General features: G+C 59.1%; 17 protein-coding genes and 2 pseudogenes. 7 read left to right on the top strand and 12 right to left on the bottom strand.

Annotated features, from left to right (window positions below):
* The first annotated feature begins 326 nt into the window (after positions 1-326).
* Positions 327-782 (top strand): Rid family hydrolase, encoded by a 456-nt coding sequence (locus O3S81_RS25655; protein ID WP_269347642.1) that lies wholly within the window; start codon positions 327-329, stop codon positions 780-782.
* A 413-nt stretch (positions 783-1,195) separates the two neighbouring features.
* Here O3S81_RS25655 and O3S81_RS25650 read toward each other — a convergent pair.
* Positions 1,196-1,725 (bottom strand): annotated as a pseudogene (locus tag O3S81_RS25650) (GSU2403 family nucleotidyltransferase fold protein); the annotation flags it as partial.
* 661 nt (positions 1,726-2,386) lie between these two features.
* On the opposite strand from O3S81_RS25650, the gene O3S81_RS25645 reads away from it, so the two are divergent.
* Positions 2,387-3,280 carry an SDR family oxidoreductase gene (locus O3S81_RS25645; protein WP_269347641.1) on the top strand — a complete coding sequence of 298 codons (894 nt, stop codon included), beginning with the start codon at positions 2,387-2,389 and terminating at the stop codon, positions 3,278-3,280.
* A 389-nt stretch (positions 3,281-3,669) separates the two neighbouring features.
* On the opposite strand, the pseudogene O3S81_RS25640 reads toward O3S81_RS25645, so the two are convergent.
* Positions 3,670-4,022 (bottom strand): annotated as a pseudogene (locus O3S81_RS25640) (transposase); the annotation flags it as partial.
* A 292-nt stretch (positions 4,023-4,314) separates the two neighbouring features.
* Between O3S81_RS25640 and O3S81_RS25635 the strand changes: the two are divergent.
* Positions 4,315-4,968, top strand: a complete 654-nt coding sequence (locus tag O3S81_RS25635; protein ID WP_269347640.1) for a nucleotidyltransferase family protein — start codon at positions 4,315-4,317, stop codon at positions 4,966-4,968.
* Positions 4,969-5,081: 113 nt separating this feature from the next.
* On the opposite strand, the gene O3S81_RS25630 is transcribed toward O3S81_RS25635, so the two are convergent.
* The 9 genes from O3S81_RS25630 to O3S81_RS25590 all read right to left on the bottom strand — a co-directional run bounded on the left by O3S81_RS25630 (position 5,082) and on the right by O3S81_RS25590 (position 14,215).
* Entirely contained in the window at positions 5,082-6,038 is a 957-nt protein-coding gene (locus tag O3S81_RS25630) for an XdhC family protein (protein ID WP_269347639.1), read from the bottom strand.
* Positions 6,039-6,086: 48 nt separating this feature from the next.
* The gene (locus tag O3S81_RS25625) at positions 6,087-6,671 is read right to left on the bottom strand and encodes an adenylate kinase (protein ID WP_269347638.1); all 585 of its coding nucleotides are present in this window, start codon (positions 6,669-6,671) and stop codon (positions 6,087-6,089) included.
* Positions 6,671-8,131 carry an NAD-dependent succinate-semialdehyde dehydrogenase gene (locus tag O3S81_RS25620; RefSeq protein WP_269347637.1) on the bottom strand — a complete coding sequence of 487 codons (1,461 nt, stop codon included), beginning with the start codon at positions 8,129-8,131 and terminating at the stop codon, positions 6,671-6,673. Before O3S81_RS25620 ends, O3S81_RS25625 begins: the two co-directional genes overlap by 1 nt.
* 20 nt (positions 8,132-8,151) lie before the next feature.
* A complete protein-coding gene (locus O3S81_RS25615; protein WP_269347636.1) occupies positions 8,152-8,598 on the bottom strand; it encodes an acyl-CoA thioesterase in 447 nt (148 codons plus the stop codon).
* Positions 8,598-9,758 carry an iron-containing alcohol dehydrogenase gene (locus O3S81_RS25610; RefSeq protein WP_269347635.1) on the bottom strand — a complete coding sequence of 387 codons (1,161 nt, stop codon included), beginning with the start codon at positions 9,756-9,758 and terminating at the stop codon, positions 8,598-8,600. The genes O3S81_RS25615 and O3S81_RS25610 overlap by 1 nt, the downstream gene beginning before the upstream one ends.
* Positions 9,759-9,782: 24 nt before the next feature.
* Positions 9,783-11,309 carry a class I adenylate-forming enzyme family protein gene (locus tag O3S81_RS25605; RefSeq protein WP_269347634.1) on the bottom strand — a complete coding sequence of 509 codons (1,527 nt, stop codon included), beginning with the start codon at positions 11,307-11,309 and terminating at the stop codon, positions 9,783-9,785.
* Positions 11,310-11,332: 23 nt separating this feature from the next.
* Positions 11,333-12,088, bottom strand: a complete 756-nt coding sequence (locus tag O3S81_RS25600) for an SDR family NAD(P)-dependent oxidoreductase (protein ID WP_269347633.1) — start codon at positions 12,086-12,088, stop codon at positions 11,333-11,335.
* Between the two features lie 66 nt (positions 12,089-12,154).
* Positions 12,155-12,922, bottom strand: coding sequence for an enoyl-CoA hydratase-related protein (locus tag O3S81_RS25595; RefSeq protein ID WP_269347632.1), 768 nt, complete (start codon positions 12,920-12,922; stop codon positions 12,155-12,157).
* An 84-nt stretch (positions 12,923-13,006) separates the two neighbouring features.
* Entirely contained in the window at positions 13,007-14,215 is a 1,209-nt protein-coding gene (locus tag O3S81_RS25590; RefSeq protein ID WP_127757455.1) for an ABC transporter substrate-binding protein, read from the bottom strand.
* Between the two features lie 268 nt (positions 14,216-14,483).
* On the opposite strand from O3S81_RS25590, the gene O3S81_RS25585 reads away from it, so the two are divergent.
* From O3S81_RS25585 to O3S81_RS25570, 4 genes are read left to right on the top strand one after another with little or no spacing between them, the layout of a single operon-like run.
* A complete protein-coding gene (locus O3S81_RS25585; protein WP_269347631.1) occupies positions 14,484-15,242 on the top strand; it encodes an ABC transporter ATP-binding protein in 759 nt (252 codons plus the stop codon).
* A complete protein-coding gene (locus tag O3S81_RS25580) occupies positions 15,235-15,939 on the top strand; it encodes an ABC transporter ATP-binding protein (RefSeq protein WP_164865461.1) in 705 nt (234 codons plus the stop codon). Before O3S81_RS25585 ends, O3S81_RS25580 begins: the two co-directional genes overlap by 8 nt.
* Positions 15,940-15,973: 34 nt before the next feature.
* The gene (locus O3S81_RS25575) at positions 15,974-16,861 is read left to right on the top strand and encodes a branched-chain amino acid ABC transporter permease (protein ID WP_269347630.1); all 888 of its coding nucleotides are present in this window, start codon (positions 15,974-15,976) and stop codon (positions 16,859-16,861) included.
* A 1-nt stretch (position 16,862) separates the two neighbouring features.
* On the top strand, positions 16,863-17,837 hold the full coding sequence (locus O3S81_RS25570; protein WP_127757343.1) for a branched-chain amino acid ABC transporter permease: 975 nt from the start codon (positions 16,863-16,865) through the stop codon (positions 17,835-17,837).
* Positions 17,838-17,910: 73 nt separating this feature from the next.
* Here O3S81_RS25570 and O3S81_RS25565 read toward each other — a convergent pair whose 3' ends face one another.
* On the bottom strand, positions 17,911-18,693 hold the full coding sequence (locus tag O3S81_RS25565; protein WP_269347629.1) for an SRPBCC family protein: 783 nt from the start codon (positions 18,691-18,693) through the stop codon (positions 17,911-17,913).
* Positions 18,694-18,766: the final 73 nt, after the last annotated feature.

The following is an 18,766-nucleotide window of genomic DNA, read 5'->3' as shown; positions in this document are numbered from 1 at the left end:
TGGTCATTGGGAGAGCGACCTCATCATATTCGAGCGCCCGTTTGGCCATGCCAACGTCACATCACTCGTTGAGCGCAAAAGCCGCTACACCGTTCTGAGGTGGGTTCAAGGATGAAGTGCGACTTGCTAATGATCCCAATGGGTTATCACGCGCAAGGAAGACGCAATGCGACACACCTACTCTCAGATTGGATTGGACGAACGCCGTAAGGTTGAAAGCAACGCATTGCGCTAAACGCAATACACTCGTTAGATTTATTGCAATTCACGGCGCAGTCAAACTCGTTCAGTTTTGGGGCTCCAAACATTTCTCGAAGGAGTTCAAGATGACGAACGAAACAAACACTCTACGCGTTCAATCCGCAAACCACGGCGTGGCCTGGGAAAAAGCATTTGGCTACGCACAAGCGGTCAAGGTTAAGGATACGATTTACATCTCTGGGCAGCTTAGCCATGACAGCCAAGGTAATCTGGTCGCACCCGCCGAAATCGACGCCGCTGGAAAGCCAGCCTCGTTCGAGACCATGGAAGCTCAAATTCGTCAAACCTACCAGAACGCCAAGGTCCTCCTGCAACAATTCGGCGCGACCTTCGATGACGTGGTTGAAGAGACACTTTACGTACTGGACGTCGATGCAGCCTTCGGCCCCGCCGCGGAAATTCGAAAAAAAGTCTACGGTTCCGATCTTCCTCAGCTTGCGAGCAATATCATTGGTGTTACGCGGCTCGCCTTTCCAGAGCAGCTCGTTGAAATCACGTTCCGCGCAGTTGTGGACCGGTAAATGGCTGTGAGGATACTCAGATAGAAAAGCGCGGTTTGTCAAAAAGACCGCGGCTGATTGTCGGAGCGAGTGTCGCATTTCTAACGGGGCAGCGGGGTCGCGTCTCTACCCTGCTTTAACATCGTTTGTAAGGGGGTACATTCTAATTCCAAGTGCGAGCTTGCCAGCCTCGGTTTGGCGAAAGCCGCGGGTTTTGTCGATGTTTTCGCCGATGAGATAGAGGGGCATATATGTAACTTTCGCGCACTTCAGATGCGCGAAAGTTACATGCCTCAATCGCAAAGCGCTCGTGTTTGGGGCTACGACACTGCTCTCTAAACGGAGACCATGAGCAGAATTAGACCCTTGGCACCCTATTTGTCTGCGCCCACTTCGAACGAAATCAGCAGCCTGGCGTTCAATGCGAGGACGGTCTATTCGCCAAACGGAAGTTCAATATCTTCGCGGTTTTTCTTTGCGCCGTCGATTCGCACCGTTTTGAACCGGTCTGCATCTAGTGCCGGCAGCATCCCCGCCCCGACTCGGATAGCTTCTTGCCACGCAGGCCCGCGCTCCCATGCTTCGTTGTAGACGAGTGCCAAGGCGGCGGATCGTCTTGTCTGCTGCAGTGCCTCAAAAAGCAGCGCGGCTTGACGAATGTCCTTCGCGCGCTTCGCCGGCCCCTGCCCGTCAGTGTGGCCGCGGCTGGCGACTATGAGCTTATGGACCGCATACCGAGTTGGATCGGGGACGACGACCGGGATGCAGCTTCGGTGGAGCAGTATAAGTCGAGAAGCGTAGCGGATCCGCGCTGGCGCCGCCAGGGGCGGGCATCTTCGCCGGCTGATCAATGTAGTCGTCCGAGCCGGTTCGATGTCAAAAATTCCACCCTGTAGCCGTCGGCATTCTGAAATGCCGACGAAGCCGCTGATCCCGATCTATGTGGAAGGGGCCGGAAACTGGCGAGGTTATACTGTTTTTCAGAAACGGTATAACGATCGAAAGGCAGGTCGTAATACGGAACGCAAGTTTATTGCCTTAAAACCATATCGAACGCATGCACCCGATAGACTGCTCCAGATGCAATTTGTTTCCTTAATTAAATTGGATATCGACGTTATTGTTAGTCATTGTTTCCCAGGGGGCGGGACTTTTCTATTCCATCGGCCGGTAGAATGCGAACATGCGATGGACGTACGGTTGATATTGCCTCTCGGCTGCATCAAAGCCTTATCGCGCCCGGCGCTGCGAACTTGGCCCTCCAGAACGAACCTGAAACATCGGGCGCCGGCAGCGCCAAGCCCGGAGGTGACAAACTCATGGAGCAACCAGGCATATTACCGGGTGCAGAGATGATCAGAATAATCAACTCTGCCCGGAAACGCGAAGTCATCGATAGTGCCCCTCTTCCCGCCAACCGGAAGAAGCACTCGGTTTGAGGAAGAAAGCGAGCGGTGTCGCCGCCCGTTATTCCCATATTGCGTCCCACACCCATAATCGATGGAACGAGAGCGGACGCAGATCGTTAGATTTGCGTGTGGCGCGCTGATGTTGCCCGGGAATACCGGCACTTTGCGAACAAGTGGGACGCGCCCGGATCGACATCTAATATGGGAGTGACCGCGATGACAGACCGCCTCGAGCCGCAGGATCCGCGTAACCAATATCCGCGTCCACCCTTCTCGACCCCGGAGCAGGAGATGCCGGGTCTGGTTACGAATATGACGCCTTTTCCGGATCACGGGGAAAAGAGCTACAAGGGCTCGGGCAAGCTTGCCGGCCGCAAGGCGCTGATAACCGGCGGCGATTCCGGCATTGGCCGGGCGGTCGCCATAGCCTTTGCACGCGAAGGCGCGGACGTGGCAATCTCCTATCTTCCCGAAGAAGAACCCGATGCAGAAGAGGTTGTGGCACTGATAGAGGCGGAAGGTCGCATCGCCGTGGCGCTGCCGGGGGATATCACCCATGAAGGCTGGTGTCGCGAAATGGTCGAAAAAGCGGCCGGCGATCTAAACGGGCTGGACATTCTGGTGATCAACGCCGCAAGGCAGCAATATCGCGAAGGTATAGACGAGCTGTTGACCGAAGATTTCGACCGCACGATGAAGACCAATCTTTACGCGCTGCACTGGATCGCCCAAGCCGCCGTTCCGCATCTCAAACCCGGCTCGTCCGTGATTACCACAGCATCTATACAGGCCTATGAGCCGTCGCCGATCCTGCTCGATTACGCGACCACCAAGGCTGGCATTGTTGCCTATACCAAGGCGCTGGCCAAGCAACTGATCGAAAAGGGTGTGCGTGCAAATGCGGTGGCGCCCGGACCTTTCTGGACTGTGCTGCAGCCGAGCGGCGGCCAGCCCAACGAGAAGGTGCGCAATTTCGGAAAGGACAGCGATTTCGGTCGTCCGGGGCAGCCGGTGGAACTGGCGCCTGTCTATGTGCTGCTGGCATCGCAGGACGGCAGCTTTATCAATGGGGAAGTCTATGGCGTGACCGGCGGCAAGGGCATCGCCTGATTGCGATGCGTCGACCTTGAGGATTTTACATGAAAGAGCAAGCTGAACGCTCAGACGCGGGGATAAATCTTTCGATGTTCGCGACCAGCTGATTTTGGCGCTTTATGCGCATCTTAAGGCCAAGAGGTGTTGGTTTCCAGGCCGAACTGATGAAGTTCGTCTAATCACAACTGTGGTGTCAAGCTTGAATTTCTCTGAAGATCGCTGCCGGGTGCATGGTTGTCTTCGCGGTCGACATCAGTCGCCGCATGATAGAGCTACGCAGCACGAGCCTTCAATGTGGACGACGCATTCAGCTGAGACAGCGATGCAACCCCATCAACGGAATGGCACGGCTCACGTCCCGGCAGGGACACTTCAAGCGCTCAGTTATTGAGCGCTATCAGATACTATGCCGCCACGCCCGCAGTCGGATTGAAGAACTCTCCGGTTTTCAGCATGGTGTGCATAATGACAGCCAGCTTTCGCGCGACAGCCACGGCAGCTCTTTTGAAGCCGATCCTCTCTCGCAGCTGAAGCCCCCATGTCCGCAACGAACTCTGTTTGGAACTGCGCGTGAGAATAACCGAGGCTGCTTCGTATAGGAGCCCGCGCAAATGGCGGTCTCCGCGTCGGGATATATGTCCGTCATCATCGACTTCACCGGATTGGTAGCGGCGCGTGGTGAGGCCGACGCACCCACGGACCGAGACTTCCTGAAGTTTTCCGGCTCTTCAATGGCGGTAGCGAAAGATGTCGCAGAATCGATGGGGTGTCATCTATCTGGAAGCACAAAGCAGTTGAGCGGAAACGAGCAGCCGGTCACCTGGATAATGACTTTGGTGGGGTTCATTAGACTGGCAGCAATTTATTTCTGTAATGACAGCGAGTACCGGGTATGCCTACGTTCACCCGTACGCGTAAGTGCACCGGTCTCCACGAGCTGCTGAAGGTCGCGTGTTGCTGTGTCGCGGGCTGGACACACTACTGGGTAATAAGTAGCCGCGGGCGCGATTTGCATGCGCTGGGCGGGAAATCAAGCGAGGAAGGCACAAATGGTAAGCGGGGGCGATCACGGCCAACGGTCAGAAAAATCCATTCCTTCACCCCACGTCTTTGTTGTTTTGCTGGCGGCAGGCTTATCAAATCGGATGGGAACGTATGGATCAAAGCTGCTAGCGGATTTTGATGGCACTGCACTCGTACGACGTTCCGCCCACGTCGCGCTCGGCTCGACCGCCGACGCCGTGGTCGTGGTAACCGGCCATCGTCGACTTCAGATTGAAGCCGTGCTCGACGGCCTGAAGGTCGAGTGTGTCGAAAACCCGCTATACGAGTCCGGAATGGGAACCTCACTTGCTGCCGGGGTATCCCGCTGTCGTGATCGAGGAGCGGACGCCATCCTGATCATGCTTGCCGATATGCCGGGATTGACAAGCGGTGATCTGGATCAACTTATTGCCGCCTTCCGTTCCACCAACGGTGACGTGGTGGTTCGCGCGATGGGGGCCGGCAAGCCGGGAAATCCCGTATTACTCCCAAAAACGCTATTTGAAGCCGTGGAGCAGTTGGAGGGCGACGTGGGAGCTCGACAAGTTATCGAAGCGTCCGGCCTTCCGGTCGTTTATGTAGAAATCGGCCAAGCGGCGCTCCTGGACGTAGATACACCTGAAGCAGTACGCGCAGCAGGTGGAACACTGAACGCGTAACTTTATAGCTCTGTCAGGTGGTCGCGACGGCGACCAACCCGAAACCTGTTCAATGACGCACGTTATTTCGAACACATACTCAAACCATGCAGGCCGGGGCCGGGCAACGAATGCTATCCGAAATCGGGCGCCTGTTGACCGCAAGACCTGGCCGCAGCGATATCGGCGACAACGGAAAGCGCTATAGACGAAGCATCCCTTGCTTTGTCGAAAACGCCGATCGGCGCCTTGATCCTCGCAATATCCGCATCTTCAAAGCCATGCTCGCGAAGCAAAGCGATCCGTTTCTCGTGGGTTCGTCTGCTCCCGAGAGCCCCGATGTAGAACGGGTTTGAGCGCAACGCGGCCTGAAGTAATGGCAATTCCCGGTCGAGGTCGTGGAATAACAGCGCGACAGCGGAAAACTGGTCAATCCTCGAAGCGAACGCGCTGCTATCGACGGCCAGATCGATCTGGTCGACCTCGTAACCAGCCGCCCTCGCCACCGCGGCGGTGATCGTCAACTCGACGGATCGGCCACACAGCAGAACACGAATGCGCGGTTGATAATGTGTAGTAAACGTTCCGTCGAACCACCCAGCTTGGCTCCGACTACCCTCTTCGCCGAACTCCATTGATTCCGATCCGGGCGTGTACCGAAGCGTAGCGGGGCGCCGGGAGGCCAGATTTGATAGCACCTCGCCCAATGGGTCTGCCTTCTTGAGGATGTGAATTGAAAGGGTGATCCCTCCCCCGCATGGGAGCACGATATCGAAGAAAGGCGAACCTTCTCCAAGCCGCAAAAAACGATCATGCCCCTTACGCAAAGCCTGGATAGCTTCCGCTGCCACCGCCGCCTCGGTACAGCCGCCGGAAACGAAGCCGCAGTAGCGGCCGTCTCCCCGCACTGCCATCTGCGCTCCGATCGCGCGCGCCGCGCCGCCACGAACCTCAACCAGAGTTACCAAGGCAACGGGAATGCCCGCACGAAAAGAGTCGTACGCGTAACGGAGGATTTCGACCGGTTCGTCCGTCGCGAGCGCAACCGTCGGCAAAACCACTTCGTCCTCACCAAAATCATGCAGGCTCATTCGTGACCTCCCGTTAACACAGGTCAGAAGTTCTGGACCTGACTTCGATCACCGTCTCAATAAACTGCTGATTTCAGCGGCGACCTCGTCAATGCCGGCTGCAGCGTCAATACGACGAAGCAACTGGCGATGATCATAGAACGGCGTTAGCGCCGCTGTTGCGCGAGCAAATTCTTCTACCCTTTTCTTCAACACGTTCACATTATCATCAGTCCGCGTTGAGGTCCCGGTGGCCCGCGATTGTTCGGCTCTCTTCGCAATTCGCTCCTCGAGAAAGCCGATCGGGATATCGAATATGATGACGTGATCGAGCGGGCTGTTCAAACTATAGAGTAGACGCTCGAGCGCCTCGGCCTGCCCGACCGTTCTCGGAAAACCGTCTAGGATAAAGCCCTGGTCCGGTTTTTTATCGGACAACCGTTCCTCAACGAGGCCGATTACAACTTCATCCGGGACGAGTGCCCCGCTGTCGACAGCCGCCCTGGCCTCGCGGCCGAGCAACGTCTCTGCCCTGATCGCCTCGCGCAGCAGGTCGCCAGTAGAGATATGAATGAGCCCATATTCCCGCACGAGACGCTCGGCCTGCGTTCCTTTCCCCGCTCCGGGTGGGCCAATGAGGACCAGATTGATCATCACGAAACCCCCATGCACATATATTTGATCTCGAGGTAATCATCCATGCCGTACTTCGATCCCTCGCGACCATTGCCGCTTTCCTTTACGCCGCCGAAGGGAGCGACCTCGGTCGAGATAAGACCCTCGTTGATGCCGACGATGCCGTATTCGAGCGCCTCGGCAACACGCCAGACACGCGCGATGTCGCGGCCGTAAAAATAGGCCGCCAGCCCGAACTGCGTGTTGTTGGCGAGCCGGATGGCTTCGTCCTCTGTGTCGAAGCGGAAGACTGGCGCAACGGGCCCGAAGATCTCTTCAGCAAAGATCTGAGCATCGGAAGACGCGTCGGCAACGACGGTCGGCTCGTAAAAGCTGTGGCCGAGGGCGTGCCGGTGACCTCCTGTCAGAATGCGTCCGCCGCGGCTGATGGCGTCCGATACCAGCTCCTCGACTTTCGCGACCGCCTTGTCGTCGATCAGAGGACCGATCTGGACGCCATCATCAAAACCGTTCCCGACCTTGAGAACGGAGACGACTTCGGCCAGCCGCTTGACGAAAGCGTCGTGGATCCCGGACTGGACAAGGAAACGGTTGGCGCAAACGCAGGTCTGTCCGGCATTCCGGTATTTTGAGGCGATCGCGCCTTTGACCGCCGCCTCGACATCGGCATCGTCAAAGACGATGAACGGCGCGTTGCCACCAAGCTCCATCGACGTCCGCTTCACTGTCTGCGCGCATTGCGCCATCAGGACCTTGCCAATTTCCGTCGAGCCGGTGAAGCTGAGCTTGCGCACGATCGGGTTGGATGTCAGTTCCTCGCCGATCTCGCTCGCCGACCCTGTCACGCAGGAGAGCACGCCCTTCGGCACGCCGGCGCGCTCGGCCAACACACAAAGAGCCAGCGCTGACAGCGGTGTCTGGCTGGCTGGTTTTATGACCGTGGTGCAGCCCGCGGCGAGCGCCGGCCCTACCTTTCGGGTGATCATAGCGGCCGGGAAATTCCACGGCGTGATTGCGGCGCACACGCCGATCGGTTGCTTGATGACGACGATCCGTTTGTCGGACGTGGGCGCAGGAATGGTGTCGCCATAGACCCGCTTCGCCTCTTCGCCGAACCATTCGATATACGACGCTGCGTAGGCGATCTCGCCTTTTGCTTCGGCAAGCGGCTTGCCCTGTTCTGCCGTCATGATGGCGGCCAGATCGTCCTGGTTATCGATCAGGAGATCAAACCATTTCCGCAGGATGGCCGCACGCTGCTTTCCAGAAAGCGCCTTCCATCCCGCCTGCGCCTCCTGGGCGCTTTCAATCGCCCGGCGCGTTTCACTGGCACCCATCCGCGGGACCGTCGCAACGACGGAGCCGTTGGCAGGGTTGGTGACGTCAATCACCCGGTTATCGTCCGCATCACGCCATTCGCCGCCGATGAAGCACTTGTCGCGCAGGAGCGACCGATCCTTGAGAGTAAGAACTGCCATGGGTGTTTCCTTGTCTTTTTTTAATCAGGTTGAATGACAAGCGGCTCCAGCAGCCGTCTTGCCTTGGCGCCAAAGGGAATGGGCCGACGCGATAGCCGATCAACGTTTACGTGAATGAAGAAGCCTTCGGCAGCCGCCACGTCCTCGTCATTGCGGAACAGTCCGATCTCGTAACGCACAGAGGAACTGCCAAGCTTCGCAACACGGATGCCCGCCGTCACGCGATCCGGGAAGGACATTTCGGCATGGTAGCGGCAGCCCGTTTCAACCACCAGAAACACTTCTGCACCGCCCTTGATGTCGAGCACATCATGCTCGATCAGGTAGGCGTTCACTGCCGTGTCGAACAGACTGTAATGCACGACGTTGTTCATATGACCGTAGGTGTCGTTGTCTGACCACCGCAGACCGATCTCCCGGAAAACCTTGTAGACAGCGCGGCTCGATGGGGTTGCACGCTCCGCCATTACCACGCCGCCCTGTAGATCGAGAGCGCATCCGCTTCGTTAACTTCACGCGGATTATTCACGAGGAGGCGCGTCTGCTTCATCGCGTCGCTCGCCATGCCTGCCAGATGCTCTTCACCGATGCCGACATCACGAAGTCTTGGCTGGAGGCCGAGTTTTGCGGACAGACCGGTAAGCTTCTCGATGAAAGCGGCGCAGCGTCCCTGTGCCCCCTGCTCCGCGGCAAGCTCCGGAAACGCATCCGCCGCGATTTCAGCGTAGACGGAAGCCGCGTCCGGGGCATTAAACCGCAGGACATGGGGCAAAACGAGGGCGTTGGACAGGCCATGCGGGATATGGAACGTACCGCCGATCGGGTAAGCCAGCGCGTGGACGGCAGCAACCGGAGAGTTGGCAAAAGCCTGGCCAGCCAGCATCGATCCGAGAAGCATGGCGCCGCGGGCGTTGAGGTCCTTCCCGTCGAAAACAGCTTTCTCGATGTTCGCACCCAGAAGCTGGAGTGCCTGCCTCGCCAGCATCTTCGAAAGTGGGTTGTTGTTCGCGCTTTTCGACGCGTAGGCTTCGATCGCGTGCACCATGGCGTCGATACCTGTGGCCGCGGTGATATGAGCGGGAAGGCCGACGGTCAGGTCCGCGTCGAGAATGGCGATATCGGGCAGGATGATCGGCGACGACACGCCGCGCTTCTCGTCGCCGCCGACGGTGATGATCGAGACGGAAGTGACTTCCGACCCGGTTCCGGCGGTAGTCGGCACGAGCACGAGCGGCAAGCGGGGGCCCTTGGCATTGCCGACGCCCCACGCTCCGTCGATATCTTCACCAGAGCCGCACAGTAGTGCCACGACCTTGGCGACATCGAGAGACGACCCGCCACCGAAGCCTATGATCCCGGTCGCACCTGTCGTCTTGGCCGCACCCACCGCCGCCATCACGGTGGCAAGCGACGGATCGGCCTCGACGCTGTCGAATACGGTTGCCTCGATCCCCGAGGTGGCAAGCGAGGCGAGCGCCGGATCACACAGTCCGAGTTTCCGCAACCCCGGATCGGTCACGAAGAGGATGCGCTGTCCGAGCTTCGCCTTGACGATATCGCCGATCTCAGCTGCAGCACCTGGCCGGAAAACGATCTGCGCGGTCGTGTTGAAGACGAACGGGTTCATTGCAATTCTCCTTAGTCATGTCCCTCAGGCCGGCAGGCTCTCGCGCAGCTTCACGCGCAGGATCTTGCCCGATCCCGTTCGGGGTATCTCCTGGACAACATAGATGCGGTCGGGTACCTTGTAGGCGGACAGCCGCTCCTTGCAGTGATTGAGAAGCGTCGCCTGATCGAAGGCATCGGCGTCCTTAAGAACGACGCAGGCGACCGGAACCTCGCCCAGCATCGTGTGCGGCATGCCGATGACGGCGCAATCCAACACCGCGTGGTCGAGCAGGATCGTTTCCTCGACCTCGGCCGGCGCGATATTCTGTCCGCCGCGGATGATCAGTTCCCTCAGGCGGCCGGTGATCGTCAGGAAACCGTTGGGATCGGACCTGGCGAGATCGCCGGTGCGGTACCAGCCGTCGACAATCGCCTTCTGCGTCTCCTGCGGCTTGTTGTGATAACCCTGCATCAGGTTCGGCCCCTTGCAGATCAGTTCGCCTTCCATACCGGCCGGAACGTCGAGGCCGGTCTTCGGATCGACAAGGCGGACCGCCAGCCCCGGCACAGGCAGACCGCAGGAACCGGGCAAACGCCAACGGCCGGGCCAGTTCATGGTCACCATGGTCGAAGTCTCAGTGATCCCGTACCCGTCGAGCAGGGAAACGCCAAAAAATTGCTCGAAGTCGTTGTTCAGCGTACCGGGCAGAATGGCACCGGCGGATACGCAGAGCCGCACCGATGACAGCAGCTTCTCGCCGCTCGCCTGGCAGGCGGAGAGAAAATAGTGGAAGACGGTCGGCACGCCGGGCATGAACGTGAAGCGGGCTGTGCGGAGGAGTTCTGTTGCCTGCGTCGTGGAGAATTTCTCCATGATGTATTCGCTGGCGCCGGTCGCGATGATCGACAGCACTGCGATGTTCAACGCGTAGGAATGGTAGAGGGGCAGCGTATTGAGGACGACATCGTTCTCGTTCATGCCCGCAATTGGCGCCCAGCAGGCGGCAGTAACCCAGAGCATCGATCGTGTCGAAAGAAGCACGCCCTTCGGCTGGCCGGTCGTTCCCGACGTATAGACAATGTAGGCAGCACGATCGACATCCGCATCGTCTTCGAAACCGGCTGGTCCCACCTGCGTCGCTGTTTCAAATCCTGAGGCGGGATCGGCCCCAACCACCGTGACGGGGCGATCGAGGCGCGCCAGCACCGCGTCCACCATCGGCCGCTTTTCGGCAAGGCTAACGATCACCGTACATCCGGCATCAGTGATGCGATAGGCAAGCTCGGCTTCGGTGGATTCGATGCTGACCGGGACGGCGATACCACCGGCACGCACGACGGCAAGACAGGCAACCACCCAGTTGACCGAGTTCGGCAGGAAGATCGCGACGGCCTCCCCCTTTTGCAATCCCGAAGTAACAATATGCGAGGCAAGAGCCTCCGTCTCCTTATCGAGTTCAGGATAGGTGACCGCCCGCCTCCGATCTTCGAAGGCCATCTTTTCCGGGTACTGGCGTGTGTTCCGTCGAAGGATCTCTCCGACGGGCGCGATCAGATCGAAGTGTATCATGTTGGATCCTCCCAATCCTCCGGTTAGACCATGCAAAAGCCGCCGTTGACACTGATCACCTGACCCGTCACCCAAGACGATGCGCCAGCGGCAAGGAACGTTACCATGGGCGCCACGTCATCCGGCTTGCCGATGCGGCGCAGCGGATAGGCCTTGACGATCTTCTCCCGGTTCTTCTCGAGGAATTCCGGATCGGAGTGGGAGGTCTCGATAAGACCGAGCGAGACCGTGTTGACGGTAATGTTGTTGCGGCCGAATTCACGAGCGAGCGACTTGCCGAGCGCGATCGTGCCGCCACGCGCTGCCGCCGCCAGAGCAAGGTTGGCTTCGCCGATGCGGGAGCTATCACCGACGAGATTGATGATCCTGCCCGAGTTCTGGGCGATCATCAAAGGTGCCACCTCGTGGCAGCAATTGATCGCGCCATAGAGGCACACATCGATCTGCTTTTTCCATTCGTCCGGCGTCGAATCCACAAAGCGCTGGTATTTGACGTAGCCGGCATTGTTGACGAGAATGTCAACCGTTCCGAAGTCCGACTTGATCGCGGCGACCATCGTCTTGACCTGAGCATTATCGCTGATATCGGCCTGATACGCCTTCGCCTTGCCGCCGCCTGCCTCGATTGATTGCACGACCGCTTGGGCTTCGTCTTTCGACCGGGCGTAGTTTACCGCAACGATGGCGCCTTCGGCCGCAAGAGCACGCGCGATATCGCCGCCGACATCGCGGCCGCCGCCCGTGACGAGCGCTACCTTGCCCTTGAGATTGGTCTCCATTGAATGTCTCCTTGGGGTGGGATGCTGCCTGTGCAGCGGATTGAGGGGTTGGTTGAAACCTGGCCGTCAGCGGCCCATAAATCGTGGCGACCGCTTTTCGGCGAAGGCTTTGCGTCCTTCGGCGTAGTCCTCGCTGGAACTCGCCTGGTCGATCAGCCCTTCAGCTTCGGTGCGGTCGAGATCACCCCGGGCACAGCCATTGAGGATGAACTTCGCGCCCTTGATCGTCAGGGGCGCATTCGCGACCATCGCATTGGCGCGCTCCGAGGCTGCCGCCGTGGCATCATCCGCCAGCTCGTCGATGAAGCCGTTGCCAAGCGCCTGAGCGGCGGTAAAACGGTTAGCCGAATAGAGAATTCGCTTCGCCTCCGTGACACCAACGAGCGAGAACAGCTTGCGTGTCGCAGAGACGCCATAGACGATCGACAACCGGGCCGCTGGAATGCCGAACACAGCGCTTTCTTCCGCAATCCGGAAATCGCAAGACATGGCCAAATGTGCTGCACCACCAAGGCAATATCCACGCAACACCGCGATAGTGAGTTTCGAAACGTCGTAAATGGCATCGCCAGCAGCGTCGACGGCTATCTCATAACGCGTGCTCTCTTCTGCCCCGCCCCTTACCGCATCGAACTCGCTGATGTCGGCGCCGGCGGAGAAGTCCGCGCCCGCCCCGGTCAGCAGAATGGCGCGGACATCCGCATCCTTGTCGAATGCGCGGAACCGCTCGGCAAGCTCGCACCACATCGCATAGGTCACGGCATTGCGCTGGTTGGGCCTGTTCAGTGTAACGATGGCGACACCATCCGTTTTCTCGACCTTAATGTCAGTCATGCCTGCTCGTCTCTTCCTGCCGACCGCGACCGCGTTCAGCGTTTAGGGTGCGCCCGGCGCGGGAGAGCCGGGCGCTTCTCTGGATCACTTCTTAACCAGCGGGCACTGGCTTTCGGAGAGAGGACGGAAGGCCTGGTCGCCTGGAATGGTGGTGACAAGCTTCAGAAGGTCCCATTCGCCCTTCGATTCAGCGGGCGTCTTGACCTGGTAGACATACATGTCATGCACCATGCGACCGTCCTCGCGGATTTTGCCGTCCTTGGCGAAGAAGTCATTGACGGGTGTTTCCTTCATCTTCGCCATGACCTGCTTCGTGTCAGTTGTGCCGGCGGCCTTCACAGCCTGCAGGTAATGCATCGTCGAGGAGTAGTCGCCCGCGTCGCCCATATGCGGCGGACGCCCTACCCGCGCCTCGAACTTCTTAGCGAATGCCCGGGTCTCTTCGTCGCGATCCCAGTAGAAGGCGTTGGTCAGGATCATGCCCTGCGCGGTATCAAGTCCCAGCGAATGGACGTCAGTATCCCAGACGAGCAGGCCGGCAACGGTTTTGCCCGAGGACGCGAGACCGAACTCGGCGGCGGATTTGACCGCGTTGACAAAAGTCGTTCCGGACCCTGCCATCGCAACGACATCGGCGGGCGACGCCTGCGCCTGCAGCATGAAGGCGCTATGGTCGGAGGTCTCGATGGGGTAGCGGACAGCACCGGAAACAGTGCCCCCGTTCGTTTTGACAATCTGGCTCGCATCCGCTTCCAGCGCATGGCCGAAGGCATAGTCGGCAGTCAGGAAGTACCAGTTCTTCTTGCCTTCCCGGATCAGTTCGTTAGCGGTGCCATTTGCCAGCGCATAGGTATCGTACGAGTAATGGATGCTGTTTGGCGTGCAGCCGTCGTTCGTTAAACGTGACGAACCGGAGCCGTTGACGATCGCGATCTTGTCCTCGTCCTTGGCAACCTGTGTGACAGCCAGCGCGATTCCGGAATTGATCAGGTTGTTGATCATCGTCACGCCTTGCGACTCGTACCACTCGCGGGCGGTGGAGACCGCGACCTCCGGCTTGTTCTGGTGGTCTGCTACGACCACTTCCAGCGGACGGTCGAGGACCTTGCCGCCGAAATCCTCAACGGCCATCTTCACCGCAGCGATCGCCCCCTCGCCCGCCTCATGCGAGAACTGACCGCTGACATCGGTCAGGACGCCAATCCGGATCGGCCCCGAATCCTGGGCTTGGGCACTCATCCCCATAGCGGTGAAAGCGGCCGTACACGACAGCAAAATTCGCAGATGCTTCATCAATCCATCCTCCCAGATGCGGCACCGAAACTCCTCCTCAAGCGCCGACGTTAAACTTGCGCTATCATACTTACGGTCGGTTGTGAGCCAACGTTATAATGCGCTGCACCAAGATGCCTAAATAAGATAAGCAGAGTTTTTGCCGTCATGCAAGCTTGCATTATTAGACTTTGTGTGTTTTTCTAAAACTGCCTTTTGTGAGGAGAGGCACGTGGCGATCATCACCCGACGCCACCGGAGGAGAAAATCGAGCCGGTAGGGAGGACTCGTGCCGGAGAACGTACCCATCATCGAGGCGCGCAACTTGACGCGCTCGTTTGGCGGCTTCATCGCCGTCAACAATGTCGACATCCAGATTCGACCCGGAACGATCCACGCCCTGATCGGCCCTAACGGCGCCGGGAAGAGCACGCTGTTCAATCTGCTGACCAAGTTTCTTTCACCGAGTTCCGGCCAGATTTTCTTCAAGGGTCGCGACATCACGCAAATGGCGCCGGCCGACATCGCGCGGCTCGGCCTCGTGCGATCGTTTCAGATCTCGTCGGTCTTCCCGCACCTGAGCGCACAGGAAAACGTGCGAGTGGCGCTGCAGGCCCGCGAGCGAGAAACCTTTTCATTCTGGAAGTCCAACCAGTGTCTGAAACGCTTCGACGGGGAGGCGATGGCGCTCCTTGAAAGCGTTGGCCTTGCGGAAAAGGCGCAAACAAAAGCCAGCGAGCTTTCGTACGGACGCAAGCGTGCGCTGGAACTGGCGACCACACTGGCGCTCGAGCCGGACGTGCTTTTGCTCGACGAGCCTATGGCCGGGATGGGCACAGAAGACATCGGCAGGACGGCAGCACTGATCCGCCGCGTCGGCACGGGTCGCACTGTGCTGATGGTCGAGCACAATCTTGGCGTCGTCGCCGATCTTTCCGACACGATCACAGTGCTGCGCCGCGGGGAGGTCATTGCCGAGGGCGCCTATGCCGACGTCTCCACGAACAGCGAGGTTCGCAAGGCCTATATGGGAGGAACCCATGTCTGAAACACTTCTAGACGTCACCAATCTTCAGGCCTGGTATGGCGAAAGCCACGTCCTTCACGGCGTGGAATTCAACGTCAGGAAGGGCGAGGTCGTCACCCTGATCGGCCGCAACGGCGCCGGCAAGACCACCACCCTGCGCAGCTTGATCGGCGTCGTCAGCAAACGGGCCGGCAGCAGCACCTATAAAGGCGTCGATCTCTTGCGAACGCCGGCGCACAGGGTCGCCCGGCTCGGCATCGGCTATGTTCCGGAGGAGCGCGGCATCTTCTCGACGCTGAACGTCCTTGAAAATCTGATGTTTCCACCCGCCTGGCAATCGGGCGGAATGAGCGTCGAGGAAATCTACAGCCTCTTCCCCAACCTTAAGGGCCGCGACACCACGCCCGGCACGCGGCTTTCCGGCGGCGAACAGCAGATGTTGGCGATTGGCCGTATCCTGCGCACCGGCGCCGATTTCATCCTGCTCGACGAGCCGACCGAAGGCATCGCACCCGTCATCGTTGAGGAGATCGGAGCGGCGCTCCGCATCCTCAAGGATCGCGGCATGACCATCATTCTCGTCGAACAGAACCTGCGCTTTGCAGCCTCCGTCGCCGACCGGCACTTCGTCCTCGACCAGGGAAAGGTCGTTGACGAGATTTCCAATGATGCGCTCGACGCCAACATGGACCGGCTGAACCGGTATCTGGGGGTATGATTGCCATGCGCACGCTTCAACAGGTCAAAATCAGATGACAGATTTTCTCGGGGTGCCGATACCCGTTCTCCTCGGCCAATTGCTGCTCGGACTAATCAACGGCTCATTCTATGCGCTCCTCAGCCTCGGGCTGGCGATCATCTTCGGCATGCTTAACGTCATCAATTTCGCGCATGGCGCTTTTTACATGTTGGGCGGCTTCGTCGCCTGGTACCTGCTGTCGACACTTGGTCTTGGGTATTGGGGAACGCTCCTCGCGGCCCCCATACTGGTCGGGTTCGCCGGCGTTGTGGTTGAAAAGCTGTTTCTGAAACGGCTTTATCGCATGGACCATCTCTACAGCCTCCTCCTGACATTCGGCATTGCACTGATGCTGGAAGGGCTGTTCCGACACGTCTTTGGCGCAGCAGGAAAGCCCTATCCGGTTCCCGCGGCGCTGACGGGCGGCATCAATCTCGGCTTCATGTTTCTGCCCATGTACCGCGCGTGGGTGATCGTGATCTCACTCATTATCTGCCTGCTCACCTGGATGGCGATCGAGAAGACCAAGCTGGGCGCCTATCTGCGGGCAGCGACCGAAAACCCCTCCCTGGTTCAGGCTTTCGGCATCAACGTGCCGCTCATGCTGACGCTGACTTATGCATTCTGCGTCGGGCTCGCTGGCTTTGCCGGCGCGCTTGCAGCACCTCTCTATCAGGTCAGTCCCGGCATGGGCTCGAGCATCATCATCACCGTCTTCGCGGTCGTCGTCATCGGCGGAATGGGGTCGATCGGCGGTGCGATCGTCACCGCGCTCGGTCTTGGTGTCATCGAAGGCCTCACCAAGACATTCTATCCGGCAGCCTCCTCGATTGCGGTCTTCGTCGTGATGGTGCTCGTGATCCTCATCCGGCCAGCCGGCCTGTTCAGCCGGGAGGCATGACATGAAAAGCGCAACCCTTTCCAACGCGGCTGCCACCTCCGGTCATAGCCAATTGATCGGACGCATCCTGCTGCTCGCCGTTGTGGCGATCATGCTGATCGCGCCGCTCGCAGTCTATCCGCTCTTTCTGATCAAGATCCTTTGCTTTGTGCTGTTCGCCGCGGCCTTCAACCTTGTACTCGGCTACGCGGGTCTGCTGTCCTTCGGACACGCCGCCTTCTTCGGCGGCGGCGCCTATATCGCGGCCCAGGCCGCGAAGGTGTGGCAGTGGCCATTCGAACTGTCGGTATTGGCGGGGACGCTGTTTGCGACCTTGCTGGGGCTGGCCTTTGGAGCGCTCGCCATCCGCCGTCACGGCATCTACTTCGCCATGATTACGCTGGCACTTGCCCAGATGGTCTATTTCATGGCGGTCCAGATGCCCTTCACGGGCGGTGAGGACGGCATCCAGGCCGTGCCCCGCGGCTACCTTTTCGGCATGATCGACCTCAGGAATATCACTGCAATGTACTACACCGTGCTCGGCGGCACGGTCATCGGCCTCTTCATCATCTGGCGCGCGGTTAACTCGCCTTTCGGGCATACGCTGTCCGCCATTCGCGAGAACGAAACGCGCGTCACCTCACTCGGCCTGAAGCCGGAACGTTACAAGCTGATCGCATTCACGCTCTCAGCAGCACTCTCGGGCTTTGCCGGGTCGCTCAAGGCGATCTCCTTCCAGCTCGCCTCGTTGGTCGACGTTACATGGCACATGTCTGGGGAAGTCATTCTGATGACCCTTCTTGGGGGCATGGGAACACTGATCGGCCCAATCGTCGGCGCGACCATCGTCGTCGGGCTCGAACATTTTCTGTCGACCAGTGGGCTGCCGATCACGTTCATTATCGGCCTGTTCTTCGTGGTCTGCGTGATGATGTTCAGACGGGGGGTGTTCGGCGAACTGAAACTTCTCCTTGATCGACGCAAGAACAACTAGGAAGTCTTCCTGTGCAAGTTAAAATAAAAAGGCCGGAGCCCTCGCTCCGGCCTTTTTGCTGGAATGGGAAAGCCTAGTTCGAGATTCGCCCGAACAGGTAGCCGATGGCAGCCGCCATGATCAGTTGCGCGATGCTGGCAAGGTCGGGCGAGATGCGAGCGGGCGCATCCGCCGGTGCAAGGCTCGGCAACAGCCCACCATAGACCGCCCACAGGGCGACAAGGACGGAAGCAAGGACCACGAGCGCAAGCACCGGCCAAGAGACGCTGGAACCAACAGCCACCCCGGCCTTCGCGGAAGGCTGGGCCACTGCCATTGTCGACGCCTCCCGCCGCGGCGAAACGGCTCTTGCTTGTACCGGCGCGGGCCCCGCCCCCGCCGGCTGAACCGCCCCGGCTGCTTCCTGCGGGTTCTGGCGCGCCTGAATTTCCTCGGCGAATCGCTTGAAGAACTGGCCGGCCATTTGTTTCGCGGTCACGTCGATCAACCGGCCACCGAGTTGTGAAAGCTTGCCGCCGATCTGCGCGTCCACCGTATAGTCGAGCACGGTCCCGCCACCCGCCGCAGAAAGTTTGACGACAGCGATCCCCTTGGCAAAGCCTGCCACGCCACCCTGCCCTTCGCCGGTGATCTTGTAGCCATTCGGAGGATCCAGATCCGACAGTGTTACCGCCCCCTGGAACCGCGCCTTGACCGGCCCGACCTTCATGACCGCGACGGCTGCCATCTCTGTATCCGAGGATTTCGTCAGCTCCTGACAGCCGGGAATACAGACCTTGAGCACGTCAGGATCGTTGAGCGCGGCCCAGACTTCTTCCTTAGTCGCCGGGATCAATTGTTGGCCAGACATTTCCATGGATAATCCTCCTCACGTGTCATTAGAACGGAAACGCTCCGCTCCGCTCGATCTGCCTGCTTGACATTCTCCC

This window comes from Agrobacterium sp. SOY23, from assembly GCF_027212525.1.
Classification (GTDB): domain Bacteria; phylum Pseudomonadota; class Alphaproteobacteria; order Rhizobiales; family Rhizobiaceae; genus Agrobacterium; species Agrobacterium tumefaciens_I.
This window is presented reverse-complemented; position numbering and strand designations above follow the sequence as displayed.

What these genes read in the sequence shown, in the direction of transcription:
- O3S81_RS25655 (WP_269347642.1), top strand. Translation starts at nt 327, where the DNA reads ATGACGAACGAAACAAACACTCTACGCGTTCAATCCGCAAACCACGGC.
- O3S81_RS25645 (WP_269347641.1), top strand. Translation starts at nt 2,387, where the DNA reads ATGACAGACCGCCTCGAGCCGCAGGATCCGCGTAACCAATATCCGCGT.
- O3S81_RS25635 (WP_269347640.1), top strand. Translation starts at nt 4,315, where the DNA reads ATGGTAAGCGGGGGCGATCACGGCCAACGGTCAGAAAAATCCATTCCT.
- O3S81_RS25630 (WP_269347639.1), bottom strand. Translation starts at nt 6,038, where the DNA reads ATGAGCCTGCATGATTTTGGTGAGGACGAAGTGGTTTTGCCGACGGTT.
- O3S81_RS25625 (WP_269347638.1), bottom strand. Translation starts at nt 6,671, where the DNA reads ATGATCAATCTGGTCCTCATTGGCCCACCCGGAGCGGGGAAAGGAACG.
- O3S81_RS25620 (WP_269347637.1), bottom strand. Translation starts at nt 8,131, where the DNA reads ATGGCAGTTCTTACTCTCAAGGATCGGTCGCTCCTGCGCGACAAGTGC.
- O3S81_RS25615 (WP_269347636.1), bottom strand. Translation starts at nt 8,598, where the DNA reads ATGGCGGAGCGTGCAACCCCATCGAGCCGCGCTGTCTACAAGGTTTTC.
- O3S81_RS25610 (WP_269347635.1), bottom strand. Translation starts at nt 9,758, where the DNA reads ATGAACCCGTTCGTCTTCAACACGACCGCGCAGATCGTTTTCCGGCCA.
- O3S81_RS25605 (WP_269347634.1), bottom strand. Translation starts at nt 11,309, where the DNA reads ATGATACACTTCGATCTGATCGCGCCCGTCGGAGAGATCCTTCGACGG.
- O3S81_RS25600 (WP_269347633.1), bottom strand. Translation starts at nt 12,088, where the DNA reads ATGGAGACCAATCTCAAGGGCAAGGTAGCGCTCGTCACGGGCGGCGGC.
- O3S81_RS25595 (WP_269347632.1), bottom strand. Translation starts at nt 12,922, where the DNA reads ATGACTGACATTAAGGTCGAGAAAACGGATGGTGTCGCCATCGTTACA.
- O3S81_RS25590 (WP_127757455.1), bottom strand. Translation starts at nt 14,215, where the DNA reads ATGAAGCATCTGCGAATTTTGCTGTCGTGTACGGCCGCTTTCACCGCT.
- O3S81_RS25580 (WP_164865461.1), top strand. Translation starts at nt 15,235, where the DNA reads ATGTCTGAAACACTTCTAGACGTCACCAATCTTCAGGCCTGGTATGGC.
- O3S81_RS25575 (WP_269347630.1), top strand. Translation starts at nt 15,974, where the DNA reads ATGACAGATTTTCTCGGGGTGCCGATACCCGTTCTCCTCGGCCAATTG.
- O3S81_RS25570 (WP_127757343.1), top strand. Translation starts at nt 16,863, where the DNA reads ATGAAAAGCGCAACCCTTTCCAACGCGGCTGCCACCTCCGGTCATAGC.
- O3S81_RS25565 (WP_269347629.1), bottom strand. Translation starts at nt 18,693, where the DNA reads ATGGAAATGTCTGGCCAACAATTGATCCCGGCGACTAAGGAAGAAGTC.